Source organism: Treponema sp. UBA753 (genome assembly GCF_002297325.1).
Lineage (GTDB): Bacteria > Spirochaetota > Spirochaetia > Treponematales > Treponemataceae > Treponema_D.
This window is the reverse complement of the sequence record NZ_DBKJ01000049.1, coordinates 25,054-37,311: the sequence shown is the minus strand read 5'-3', so window position 1 is coordinate 37,311 and position 12,258 is coordinate 25,054. Positions and strand designations below refer to the sequence as shown.

The window sequence follows — 12,258 nt, the reverse complement described above, 5'->3', positions numbered from 1 at the left end:
GAGGAAGAGCCAAAGCCTGTTGTAATAGAAGAAAAGAAACCAGCGGCTTCAAAAGCTAAGAAAACTGTTGCAAAGCCGGCGGCAAAATCACGTGCAAAAACTACAAAGGAAACAAAATAGTGGAACATCTCTATTATTTGGTTGCCCAGCTTCCGGCAATTTCTGTAAATGATGACAGTTCTCAAAAACTTCCGCTTACAGTTGGATATTTCAAGGATTTGTGCAGCCGTTTTATGTCTGAAAAATCTGCGAAGCTTGCTGAAAAACTTACGCTGGAACCTCCTGTTGAACCTGTTTCGACAGGTTCCGTATTCCTTGATGAATGGTACGCAAAAGAAAGATGCCTTCGACTTGCATTGGCCCAAATCAGGGCTTTAAAAATGAAGAAAGATATAAAGGATCTTCCTTCTGCAAGTGATGGTGAATCTGTTCAGGCCGCGCGGACTGCTACTGGAATGGACAGTCCTTTGGCAGCGGAACAGTATCTGAATCAGTACCGTCTTGGAATTTTGGATCGGATTGCGCCTATGGACAGTTTTTCGGCTGATGCGGTCTATAGCTATGGACTAAAACTGATGCTTGCCGAGCGGATGAAGAAGTTTAACAAGGATGAGGGCTTGGCTTCTTACCACAAAATTTATGATGAAATTCTTGGAGAAAAGAAATGACTGATACAAAAGGCAAAGTTGTTGCTGTCAATGGAAACATGGTTTCTGTTGAATTCGATGGAAAGGTATCTCTCAATGAAGTAGGCTACGTTAAAGTTGGCGGAAAAAGCCTGAAAGGAGAGGTAATCCGTATCCGCGGAAATACAGCGCAGATGCAGATTTATGAAATGACAAATGGTATTTCAACAGATTGTTCTGTAGAATTTACTGGAGATTTGCTTAGCGTTGAAGTTGGCCCTGGTCTTTTAGGTCAGGTTTATGATGGATTGCAGAATCCGCTTCCTCTTCTTGCTGAAAAATCCGGCTACTTTCTTGAGCGCGGTGTTTATCTTCCTGCTCTTGATGAAAATAAAAAATGGGAATTTACTCCTACTGCAAAAGAAGGCGACAAAGTTTTTGCAGGAGACAGCATAGGATCTGTTCCAGAAGGACCTTTTACTCATAAAATTCTTATTCCTTTTGGATTCCTTGGAACTTATACAATCAAAAAAATTGCAAAAGCTGGTGAATATAAAATTCATGATACCATTGCAACTCTTGCTGATGAAAAAGGAAAATCTATAAATATTAGCATGAGCTTTAAATGGCCTGTAAAGCGAGCCGTAAATTGCTATGCAGAACGTCTTAGTCCAGATGAGCCTATGGTTACAAAAGTCCGCCTGATTGATACATTTTTCCCTGTTGCAAAAGGTGGAACATATTGTATTCCAGGTCCGTTTGGCGCTGGAAAAACTGTTCTTCAGCACACAACAAGCCGCAATGCCGATGTTGACATTGTAATTATAGCTGCTTGCGGAGAACGCGCTGGTGAAGTTGTAGAGACTCTTACAGAATTTCCGGAGCTTAAGGATCCTCGCACTGGACGTTCTCTTATGGAGCGCACAATCATAATTTGCAATACATCTTCTATGCCTGTTGCTTCCCGCGAAGCTTCGTGCTACACAGGCGTTACTCTTGCAGAATATTACCGTCAGATGGGACTTAATGTTCTTCTTCTTGCGGATTCTACTTCAAGATGGGCGCAGGCTATGCGTGAAATGTCTGGCCGCTTGGAAGAAATCCCTGGTGAAGAGGCTTTCCCTGCATATTTGGAGTCAACAATCGCTTCTTTCTATGAACGTGCGGGAATTGTAAAGCTTCGCGATGGAAATGTCGGTTCTGTTACAATTGGTGGAACTGTTTCTCCTGCAGGTGGAAACTTTGAAGAGCCTGTAACTCAGGCAACATTGAAAGTTGTTGGCGCATTCCATGGTCTTAGCCGAGAACGTTCCGATGCGCGCCGTTATCCTTCTATTGATCCTCTTGATTCTTGGTCAAAGTACAAATCTACAATTGGACACAATCTTGTTGAATTTGCTCGTAATGTCTATAAAAGAGGCGCAGAAGTCAACCAAATGATGAAAGTTGTTGGCGAAGAAGGAACAAGCCTTTCAGATTTTGTTATTTACTTGAAGAGTGAATTTCTTGATGCCGTCTATATGCAGCAGGATAGCTTTGATGAAATTGAAGGCGCATCTTCTGTAGAACGTCAGAAATACGTTTTCAATAAAATTGTTGAAATTCTTGGATCTGACTTTGACTTTGAAGAGAAAGACGATGCCCGCAATTTCTTTAATACTTTGCGCCAGAATTTCATTGATATGAACTATAAGGAATTCAAGAGCGCAGACTTTACAAAAGCTGAAAAAGTCATAGAAAGTACTTTGGCTTCAAAAAATGCGCAGGTATCTAACGAGGCAAAGAAGCTTCTCAAGGACGGTGAATAATGAATAAAGTATATAGCAAAATTGAAAGCATAAACGGAAGCGTTATTACTGTAAAAGCAAAAGGTGTAAAGCTTAATGAGCTTGCTGAAATAAACACAAGGTTTGGAAAATCCCTTGCTGAAGTAAATAAGATTGATGGCGAAACTGTTTCGTTGCAGGTTTTTGCGGGCGGACGCGGTGTTGCTACAAATGACCAGATCCGCTTTTTGGGACACGAAATGCGTGTTTCTTTTAGTGAAAATTTGCTTGGTCGCATTTTCAACGGTTCAGCAGAACCAAGAGATCATGGACCTGCATTGACTGAAAATCTTGTTGCAATCGGAGGACCTTCTGTAAACCCTGCAAAACGTATTAATCCAAATAGAATGATGCGTACAAACATTCCAATGATTGATGTTTTCAATACTTTGGTTGTTAGTCAGAAAATTCCGATTTTCTCAATTTCCGGTGAGCCTTACAACCAACTTTTGGCTCGTATTGCTATGCAGGCTCAGGCTGATGTTATTGTTCTTGGCGGAATGGGCTTGAAATACGATGACTATCTTTACTTTAAAAAAACATTGGAAGAAGGCGGCGCATTGAGCAAAACTGTAATGTTTGTTCATACTGCTGCTGACCCAACTGTTGAATGCATTAAAATTCCGGATCTTTCGCTTGCTGTTGCAGAGCAGTTTGCGCTTCAGGGAAAGGACGTTCTTGTTCTTCTTACAGACATGACAAACTTCGCTGATTCAATGAAGGAAATCGCAATTACTCAGGAGCAAGTTCCTTCTAACCGTGGTTATCCAGGAGACTTGTATTCTCAGCTTGCCAGCCGTTACGAAAAGGCTGTTGACTTTGCTGATTCAGGCTCTATAACGGTTTTGGCTGTTACAACAATGCCTGGCGATGACGTTACTCACCCTGTTCCTGACAACACTGGATATATTACAGAAGGTCAGTATTATCTTAAGGGCGGACACATTGAGCCTTTTGGTTCTCTTTCTCGCTTAAAGCAGCAGGTTAACAGCAAAACACGCAAAGATCACCGTTCTCTTATGGATGCGATGATTCGTCTTTATTCCCAGTACAAAGATACTCTTGAAAAAAAGTCAATGGGCTTTATTATGAGTGCTTGGGACGAAAAGCTTTTGAAATATGGAGAGCTTTTTGAATCAGAGATGATGGATCTTACGGTAAACATTCCTCTTGAAGAAGCCTTGGACAATGGATGGAAAATTCTTGCGGAATGTTTTGACAAGGCGGAAACTGGCTTGAAGTCTGAATTGATAGAGCAGTTCTGGCCAAAAAACTAAACCTGAATATTAAGGATTTATTTTATGGCAAAATTAAAACTGACTAAAAACGAGCAAAAGACTCAAAAAGATGCGCTTAAAATGTATCAGCGTTATCTTCCGACTCTTACGCTTAAAAAGCAGCAACTGCAGTCAGAAATCCGCGCCATAGACGAAAAAGCAAAATCTGTCAGGGCTGAAAAAAAGGCTTTGGAAGAGGATTTTGAAAAATGGATTTCGGTTTTCGGTGAAAAAGATGCCTTTAAGCCTGATATGGTTACTGTAAAAAACATCAAAAAGGGCTGGGGCAATATTGCCGGTGTAAAGATTCCTGTTTATGAAGGCGCAGATTTTGGACGTGGCGACTATAATCTTTATTCAACACCGCTTTGGATTGATATGGCTGCGGATAGAATGGAAAAAGCCCTTGAGCTTGATTTGGAGGCGGAAGTTCTGGATGAGCAAGTAAGGCTTTTAGCAAAAGAACTTCGTACAACAACTCAGCGTGTAAATCTGTTTGAAAAAGTAAAAATTCCTGAAACAAAAGCTAATATCAAGCGCATAGGAATTTTTCTTGGAGACGAACAGGTCAATGCGGTTGTACGCTCAAAAATTTCCAAGAAAAAACTTCAGGCTGATGCTAAGGAGGCTGAATAATGGCTATTGTGCAGATGAAAAAAGTCTCTTTGGTTATTCTTGATTCAACAAGAAAGGCTTCTTTAAAGCAGCTTAGAAAAGCTGGAGTTTTGCATTTGGAAGCTGTGGAAGGCTCTAGTCCAACCCTTTCTGCTTACAAAGAATCGGCTGCGGAAACTGATAAAGCTATTTCTATTCTTGATGAAATAAAAGAGCCAAAAAAGTCTTCTGCTTTGATTCAGGAAAAACTGGATAAAGATGCTGCCCGGGAAAAAGTAAAGGAAATAATATCTTTAAGTGATAGAAAAAAGACACTTTTTGATTTGATTTCCCAAAATAAAAATGAGCTTGCTCGGCTTGAAAAATGGGGTGACGTTAATCCTGAAGAATTCAAGGCTTTTGCAGAAAAAGGAATTTTCCTATATATGTATGAAATTCCTTCTGAAAAGTACCAGTTGATTGGAGAGGATTGCAAAACTGTTCTTGTAAATTCCTTGAACAAAGTTTCTAGGTTTTTGCTGAAATCAGAAGTACAACTTGAAGAGCGTCCTGCTGGTCTTCCTGCTGAAGCTTATGCTGTTCCTTTGCCTGAATCTTCTACTCGCCAGATGAAGAAAAACATCGTAGATGACGAGCATGAAATTGAAGCCATCAATAAGAAGATTTTTGCAGAGAAAAAATTCCGAACTGCTTTGCTTGATTATAAAAAGAAGCTTGCCTCTGATATTGAATTTGAGAATTTGTACAGCGGCATGGAATCAGAATCTTCAAATGAAACTTCCGATGATGAAGAGACAAAGCTTGCATGGCTTACAGGATATGTTCCAGTTGACTCAATGAAAAGTTTCAAATCTGTATGTGCAGAAAACGGCTGGGCATTTGTGGCTTCTGATCCTGCGGATGATGATCCTGTTCCGACAAAGTTAAAGAACAATAAGCTTGTGGAACTTATTTATCCGCTTACAAATTTTCTTGATGTTACGCCGGGCTACCATGAATATGACATTTCGGGCTGGTTCTTGCTTTTCTTCTGCATTTTCTTTGCGATGATTTTTGGCGATGCAGGATATGGAGCATTAATCTGTGCGCTTTCAATTGGACTTATGGCTAAAGGCGCAAAAAATGGAAAGGCATTTTCATCTGTAAACGTGCTTGTCTTTTTGCTTGGATTCAGTACAATGTGCTGGGGTGTTTTGACTTGCACTTGGTTTGGAATAGATTCAACAAGACTTCCAAAATGGATGGTGAATTTGTCTTTTGCACCAATTTCACCCGCAAAAGTGGGATCTGATGTTTCTAATACTAACCAGCAGATTTTCTGTTTTATCCTTGCTATTATTCAGCTTAGCATTGCCCATATAAAAGGAATTCTTCGTTACAGAAAATCCTTAAAGTGCCTTGGAGAACTTGGCTCTTTGCTTGAGCTTTGGGGAATGTACTACGTTGTAATGGACATGGTTGTTGATGCTGTAAAATATCCGCTTGGAATTACAGAAGAAACTTTGTATTTCTTTGGAATCGGCTGGCTTCCAATTCCTTATGTTGCGCTTGGTGTGCTTTTCTTTGGATTTATTTTGAATTTTGTATTTTCAAATTATGACGGAAGTATTAAGGATTCGATTTTTGAAAGTCTAAAGAACATTATCAGTGTGCTTTTGGGAATTGTAAATGTTTTCAGCGACATTGTCTCTTATATACGTTTGTGGGCAGTTGCGCTTGCAGGTGCGGCTATAAGCAGTACGATAAATACAATGGCTGGTCCTATGCTTGGCAAGTTGATTATGGTTGGTTTTGGCGTTATTCTTTTGTGCTTTGGCCATGGACTGAATATTGTGCTGAACCTTTTGTCTGTTATTGTTCACGGTGTGCGTCTGAATACTCTTGAATTCAGTCAGCATCTTGGAATGTCATGGAGCGGAACAAAATATTCTCCGTTCCGTGAAGAAAAATAAAATTTGAATTACGGCAGTTTTCTGCCTAAAAAATTAGATTAACAACGCAAATTTGCGTAAAGGAGTATTTATGAACTGGGGAATGATTGGTGCTGGTGTTGTAATGGGAATTGCTGCGATTGGAAGCGCAATCGGTATTGGAATTGCAGGTCAGGGAGCAATTGGAGCTTGGAAAAGGTGCTACTTGAACAATAAGCCTGCGCCTTTCCTTTTGGTTGTTTTTGCAGGTGCTCCGCTTACACAGACAATTTACGGTTTCCTTCTTATGAACACAATGAGAACTTCTTCAGCTGATCCTTTGTTCCTTCTTGGACTTGGAATTGCTTGCGGTCTTTCAATGTGCATGTCTGCTGTTGCTCAGGGAAAAGCTGGCGCTGCTGGTTCTGATGCTTTGGCGGAAACAGGAAAAGGATTTGCACAGTACATTATGGTTGTAGGTCTTTGCGAAACAATCGCTTTGTTCTCTATGGTATTCGGAATGATTGTTTGCTAAAATTTTTCATTCTATAGAAACTAAAATGCCCGGGGCTTGATTGCTTCCGGGCTTTTTTTTGTTCAGGAATTTATGCTAAATTGTAAAAACGCCTGCTTCAAGATTCTGAGCAAACTTATAAAAAATAAATGCTTTTACACAAGTCTCCAATATGATATAATAGATTCTATGGAAGAAAATTTTAAAATCCCGCGTGTAATTCAAATCGGTGGAAATAACGGAACAAAAAAAATATATATTGGCGGAAAAAATCCTGTTACAGTTCAGACAATGTGGAAAGAGCCAATAACTGAAATTGACAAAACCGGTCTGGATTCAGTTATAAAGCGCATTGACAATTTGAAATCACTTGGATGCGATATTATTCGTTTTGCTGTTCCTGACATGGAAAGCGCGCGTTCTTTGTGCAAAATTGCCGAGAACACGGATGTTCCGCTTGTTGCTGATATTCATTTTGACTATAGGCTTGCATTGGAGTGCTTAAAGGGGAATATTTCTGTAATAAGAATCAATCCTGGAAATATAGGAAGCTTTGACAAGACAAAAGCTGTTGTAGAGGCTTGCAAAGAAAAAGGCACGGCCATAAGAATTGGTGTGAACACAGGATCTTTGCCAAAAGACTTGGAAAAAAAAGTTGAAAGTTCAGAAATTACGAGGGCTCAAGCTTTGGCGGAAACTGCATTAAGGGAATCTGAAGTTTTTGAGTCGCTTAAATTTGAAAATTTTGCAGTCAGCATGAAAGCTTCGTCTGTTCAGGAAACAATTGATGCAAATGAAACCTTTGCTCGTCACTCAGATATTCCTTTGCATATTGGAGTAACAGAGGCAGGTCCTTTGATTACTGGCGTTGTGAAATCCACACTGGCATTTTCTCATCTTTTAAATGAAGGCATTGGCTCTACAATCCGTGTCAGCCTATCATCTTCCCCAGAGAATGAAGTTATTGCAGGAAGGGAAATTCTGCATGAATGCGGACTTAGAAATGGCGGCGTTACCTTGATAAGCTGTCCTAGATGCGGACGTTTGGGCTTTGATGTCCATGGCTTTATGGAGCGATGGCAGAACAAATTGCTTGCACTTGATAAAAATATTACGGTTGCGGTAATGGGCTGCATTGTTAATGGACCTGGTGAAGGTAAGCACGCTGATTTAGGAATTGCTGGCGGCGGCGGAAAGTGCATAATTTTCAAAAAAGGAAAAATAGTGCAAACAATTGATGAAAAAGATGCCGATATAGAATTTAAAAAGGTCTTGGAGAATCTTTAATTCAATGAGAAAGTTTGCTATAAAATTTATTGCTGTTTTTTCGTTTGCTTTGTTTTTTTGCTTTGATATTTTTGCCGCTCCTAAAAAGCCTCAAAAGGGGCAGGAAGATTGGAGGGCATTGCAAAAGTCCAAAGATTTTTTTGAAAAAAATGACTTTGGAACTGCTGTAAAATTTGCAGAGCAAGCAAAGTTTATACGTTCTCAAAATGCCCAGTGGCAAACTTATATTCTTGATGAAACTTTAAAAAATTCAAGAGTCCGACGGGCGGGAGATTCAATTGAACGTGTTTCCCAAGTTTTAAATGAATTGAAATTTACAGAAGCCTCAAAAATTGTTTCAATGCATATTGAAAAACATGGCGCAGATTTTTTCAACGGAAGCTATTCAAAATTGATTGAGTTTATTTCAGTTTATGCGCACTATCCAGAGGCTGATTTTCTTCTTGGAAAAATTTATAAGCTTGAAGGTGAGTATTCTGTTGCCTTGGATTATATGAAAGATGCTTATGATTATTCAGTGAATCTTGATATTCCAATGGAAAAATATGATTTGCTTTATGAACTTGCCGAGCTTTCTTATGACTTGGGAAACAAAGATGATTATGAAAAATATCTTCTTGTTATTGCAAGCGATGATTCTGTTTTTACGAATTCTAGCTATATAGATGCGCTCCTTCATATTGTTAATTCTGATTCTTCTGACAGTCTTGAAAAATTTTTTCTTTTGTACCGCGCAGAAGATGCAACAGGGCTAAAAGCATTTGTTAAACTCGGCAAACTGTATATGTCAGAAGCTGAAACTGACAAGGCGTTGAAATTTAATGCTTTTGCAGGAATTTTGGCTGTAACAAAAATTGAATCCGTTTTAATGCAAAGAATAAACGGCTTTAAATATTTAAATTTTAAGACACTTCTTGCGGAATCTTCCAACTACAGCGATATTGTGGAGTGGGGCATAAAAAACGATGTGTGGGAATTGTTTTGTGATCTTGCGGACTCTGCTGCTAATTCTGGAAGAATTGTTTTTTCACGTTCTCTCTTTGAGTCTCTTTCAGAATCAGCACCTGTTGAATATTGGAAATCTTACGCTTCAGAAAAAATTGTAAAAGCTGAAAATTGAATTAGAATTGAAGTCCTAAACCAAAATACGCTTCCCAAGCCTTTCCTTTTCTCCATGAGCTGTCAAAGTCCATGCGTCCATTGAGAATCTTTTTGGAAAGGTCTACGCCAAGACTTGCGCGCACAACAAAACTCTTCCATTTTTCAGGATAAACAAGGGCTTCAAGACCGCCCGTATAGATTCCTTCTTTGTAGTTCAAGTTTGAGCCAGTGCCTCTGTTTTTTATCAATGCGGCATCAAAGAATGGGCTTAGCTGAAATTCAAAGTTCAGGTACTTGAAAATTTTATGTGGTAAAAATGCAATTGCTTTTACAGCTTTAGGCTTTGTGTCATAACTTCCAAACAATGCATAGCTCCAGTCAAGCCAACGGACGGTAACAATGTGAATCGGCATATCAAAGTTGAAAACTATCGCAGCTGGAGTTTTTAATGCGTAGTTATCTGCGTCAACTTCGTAGTCATCAAATTCCTGTTTGTCTGGCGCGCCTCTTAAGTATTCGCCGATTGAAAAATTTGTGTTATAGCCTGCAAATCCGTTTGCATTGATTGCAAAGCCAACATATTTGAAACTTTTGAATAATTTTAAATTTGCTTCAACTGATGGAACTACTTTCTCATCGATTGTATCTGCTGTTATGTCCCAGCCCATGTATTGAGATGCAGAAAATGAATATCCAGTTCTAAAGTTGTTTACGCCCACCCAGTTTATATTACTGAAACTTATTGTTTGCCCCGGTTTTATCATCGGTGTTTGGTTCAAGTCGTCATTGCTTTTGTTGATTCCGTTTCTATCCCAGTTATACGTAAAATTTATAGAAGGCGTATAAGTAACTTCTGTTGTGTTTCCTATGTAACCAATTGAAAATGGAACTGAAATTGTCGCATTTTCTACAAAGTAAAGTTCATCGTCATATTTTTCATAGTCAAGATTTTTTATTATTGACTGTGAAAATTCAAATTTAATTTTATGCTGACCGATTGGAACTACAACGGCAATTCCTGTTGTGTAGTCGTATTCCGGAGCGTTGTCTCCTATTGTCCAATTGAAATCAAAAGAATTGCTCCAAGTGTTTTCGGTAATTCCAATGTCAAAAGGATAATCATAGCTAAAATTGAATCCTGTTGTTACTTTTGAATAATTGTCTGGCTCGTCATCATCTCCAAAGTTCAAATTCAAATCAACATTCAGATCATTCATAAGTCCTAGAAAGTTATTGTCTTTGAGCTTGAGCTTGATTTCTATTCCTGAGTTCGTGTCTAAAGCCGGCTTTGGAAAAATCAGCATTGAATGGGAATCTTTAAAAGTATACTGCGCTTCAATAAGATTTATTCCGTCGTCTGTTGTTTCCGCTATGTTGTATGAATATTCAATGTCTGTAAGAAGCCTTGTGTTTTCTATATTCTGATATATGTCATGAAGATATTCTTCAAGTTCTTCCTGAGATGTAAAAACTCTTTTGTAGTTTATATCTGAGATATTTTTTCTTAACGCAGACTCTTTTGTTTTTCCTTTTGAAATAAAGTCAACTTTTTTTATTTGAAAAAGTTCTTCCTGTGCAAAAACTGCTGATGCGCAATAAAGCACAACGAAGACAAGTATTTTTTTTAAATTTTTAAGCATAAATCAATAGGCTCCTTTGCCTTTTATTACAACTCCGACTGTTTTTATCAAAATCCAAATGTCAAGCCACACAGACCAGTTTTGGATATAATAAGTGTCTAAATTGATTCTTTCCTCGTAGCCAGTGTCGCTTCGTCCTGAAATCTGCCACATTCCGCTTAATCCAGGCTTTACAGAAAGCACATAGTCTGAATATTTTCCGTATTTTATGAGTTCAGGCTCTGTAACTGGGCGCGGGCCGACTAAGGACATTTCTCCGACAAAAATATTCCAAAGCTGCGGAATTTCATCAAGACTGGTTTTTCTAAGGAATTTTCCAAGCTTTGTTACACGCGGATCATCTGTGAATTTTCTGTCTTTTTCCCATTCCGCGGCTCTTACAGGATCATTTTCAAGAATTTCCTTTAACTTTTTGTCTGCGTCAATGCACATTGAACGGAATTTCCAGCATTTTAAAACTGAATGATTTTTTCCGACTCTTTTATGTCCGTAGAAAACTGGTCCTGGCGAACTTATTTTTACTGCGATTGCAATAATTAACGTAAGCGGAAGCAAAATCGGCGCAACGCAAATGCAGGCAAGAATATCGATTGCTCTTTTTAAAAACAAGGAACTTTTTTTTGTAAGATAGTTTGTTGAAGAGAACGCAAGAATTCCGCCGAAATCTTTCATGTGCAAAGACATTGTTGTGTTCAACTGCTCTCTTGGCACACGGATTAAATATCTGTAATTTGTCTGAAGTTCTTCAAGGTTTTTATTGAATCCGCATAGAATCCCGACTTTTATGTTGATTTTTTTTAAAACTGCGGAAATTTCAGCAGACTGCTCAACAATTTTTATTCCAAGAAATTCATCTTTGTGAATGACTGAGTCCGTTACAATGAGAATCGGTCTATAGCCAAGATATTTTTTTTTCAAAAGCCGCTCTACGATTAAATTTGCCCTGTCATCTTTGTTGTAAACTACCGCTGGAACTCCCCACCATGAGAATTTTGCAAAATATCTTCTGCTTAATTCTCTTCCAAGCGGAAGTAAAATTGTTGCAAACGGCCATGAAAGCACAAGTGCTACTGCAATTGGAATAAGGTCTTTTGTGGACTTTATAGTTGTAAGCGCAAAAGCTTCTCCAATAAGAATGAAAAATGATGAAAGTGAAAATCTTCTTACTTCGTCTTCTGGAGCTAAAAGAATTCCTGGGTAAAGTCCATTTAAATAGAAAACAATGAAAACTGCTGGCAAGAAAACTGAATATTTCAAAAAAGATCTGAAATTTATACAGGAAGGGTCGAACGCATTTACAATAAAAAATCCAATGCAGATTGAAAGCATAAAAAGCAATGCATCTATAAAGCCAAGTGAGACACCAGAAACGAATGAACTTGTGTGCCTATATTGAGATTTTAAGTATTTTTCTAATTCGTCTGCGTTGATACTAGAAATCATAAGTCTATCTAATATAAAG

At 38.5% G+C, this 12,258-nt stretch carries 10 protein-coding genes; 8 read left to right on the top strand and 2 right to left on the bottom strand.

The window, feature by feature from the left end:
• Positions 1 to 119: 119 nt before the first annotated feature.
• The 8 genes from B4C08_RS04125 (at position 120) to B4C08_RS04090 (ending at position 9,175) form a co-directional block, all read left to right on the top strand.
• Positions 120 to 668, top strand: a complete 549-nt coding sequence (locus B4C08_RS04125) for a DUF2764 family protein (protein WP_296663209.1) — start codon at positions 120 to 122, stop codon at positions 666 to 668.
• Entirely contained in the window at positions 665 to 2,434 is a 1,770-nt protein-coding gene (locus B4C08_RS04120; protein WP_296663206.1) for a V-type ATP synthase subunit A, read from the top strand. The genes B4C08_RS04125 and B4C08_RS04120 overlap by 4 nt, the downstream gene beginning before the upstream one ends.
• Entirely contained in the window at positions 2,434 to 3,729 is a 1,296-nt protein-coding gene (locus B4C08_RS04115; RefSeq protein WP_296663203.1) for a V-type ATP synthase subunit B, read from the top strand. Before B4C08_RS04120 ends, B4C08_RS04115 begins: the two co-directional genes overlap by 1 nt.
• Before the next feature lie 24 nt (positions 3,730 to 3,753).
• Positions 3,754 to 4,365, top strand: coding sequence for a V-type ATP synthase subunit D (locus tag B4C08_RS04110; RefSeq protein ID WP_273466703.1), 612 nt, complete (start codon positions 3,754 to 3,756; stop codon positions 4,363 to 4,365).
• Positions 4,365 to 6,296: a V-type ATP synthase subunit I gene (locus B4C08_RS04105; protein ID WP_296663200.1), complete on the top strand. Its 1,932-nt coding sequence runs from the start codon at positions 4,365 to 4,367 to the stop codon at positions 6,294 to 6,296. The genes B4C08_RS04110 and B4C08_RS04105 overlap by 1 nt, the downstream gene beginning before the upstream one ends.
• Before the next feature lie 70 nt (positions 6,297 to 6,366).
• The gene (locus B4C08_RS04100) at positions 6,367 to 6,789 is read left to right on the top strand and encodes a V-type ATP synthase subunit K (protein ID WP_295799227.1); all 423 of its coding nucleotides are present in this window, start codon (positions 6,367 to 6,369) and stop codon (positions 6,787 to 6,789) included.
• A 168-nt stretch (positions 6,790 to 6,957) separates the two neighbouring features.
• The gene (gene ispG / locus B4C08_RS04095) at positions 6,958 to 8,055 is read left to right on the top strand and encodes a flavodoxin-dependent (E)-4-hydroxy-3-methylbut-2-enyl-diphosphate synthase (RefSeq protein WP_296663197.1); all 1,098 of its coding nucleotides are present in this window, start codon (positions 6,958 to 6,960) and stop codon (positions 8,053 to 8,055) included.
• Between the two features lie 4 nt (positions 8,056 to 8,059).
• The gene (locus B4C08_RS04090) at positions 8,060 to 9,175 is read left to right on the top strand and encodes a tetratricopeptide repeat protein (protein ID WP_296663194.1); all 1,116 of its coding nucleotides are present in this window, start codon (positions 8,060 to 8,062) and stop codon (positions 9,173 to 9,175) included.
• 1 nt (position 9,176) lies between these two features.
• Here B4C08_RS04090 and B4C08_RS04085 read toward each other — a convergent pair whose 3' ends face one another.
• Both B4C08_RS04085 and wbaP read right to left on the bottom strand, forming a co-directional pair.
• Entirely contained in the window at positions 9,177 to 10,796 is a 1,620-nt protein-coding gene (locus B4C08_RS04085; protein WP_296663192.1) for a hypothetical protein, read from the bottom strand.
• 3 nt (positions 10,797 to 10,799) lie between these two features.
• Positions 10,800 to 12,239, bottom strand: coding sequence for an undecaprenyl-phosphate galactose phosphotransferase WbaP (gene wbaP, locus B4C08_RS04080; RefSeq protein WP_296091711.1), 1,440 nt, complete (start codon positions 12,237 to 12,239; stop codon positions 10,800 to 10,802).
• Positions 12,240 to 12,258: the final 19 nt, after the last annotated feature.

What these genes read in the sequence shown, in the direction of transcription:
- B4C08_RS04120 (WP_296663206.1), top strand. Translation starts at nt 665, where the DNA reads ATGACTGATACAAAAGGCAAAGTTGTTGCTGTCAATGGAAACATGGTT.
- B4C08_RS04115 (WP_296663203.1), top strand. Translation starts at nt 2,434, where the DNA reads ATGAATAAAGTATATAGCAAAATTGAAAGCATAAACGGAAGCGTTATT.
- B4C08_RS04110 (WP_273466703.1), top strand. Translation starts at nt 3,754, where the DNA reads ATGGCAAAATTAAAACTGACTAAAAACGAGCAAAAGACTCAAAAAGAT.
- B4C08_RS04105 (WP_296663200.1), top strand. Translation starts at nt 4,365, where the DNA reads ATGGCTATTGTGCAGATGAAAAAAGTCTCTTTGGTTATTCTTGATTCA.
- B4C08_RS04100 (WP_295799227.1), top strand. Translation starts at nt 6,367, where the DNA reads ATGAACTGGGGAATGATTGGTGCTGGTGTTGTAATGGGAATTGCTGCG.
- ispG (WP_296663197.1), top strand. Translation starts at nt 6,958, where the DNA reads ATGGAAGAAAATTTTAAAATCCCGCGTGTAATTCAAATCGGTGGAAAT.
- B4C08_RS04090 (WP_296663194.1), top strand. Translation starts at nt 8,060, where the DNA reads ATGAGAAAGTTTGCTATAAAATTTATTGCTGTTTTTTCGTTTGCTTTG.
- B4C08_RS04085 (WP_296663192.1), bottom strand. Translation starts at nt 10,796, where the DNA reads ATGCTTAAAAATTTAAAAAAAATACTTGTCTTCGTTGTGCTTTATTGC.
- wbaP (WP_296091711.1), bottom strand. Translation starts at nt 12,239, where the DNA reads ATGATTTCTAGTATCAACGCAGACGAATTAGAAAAATACTTAAAATCT.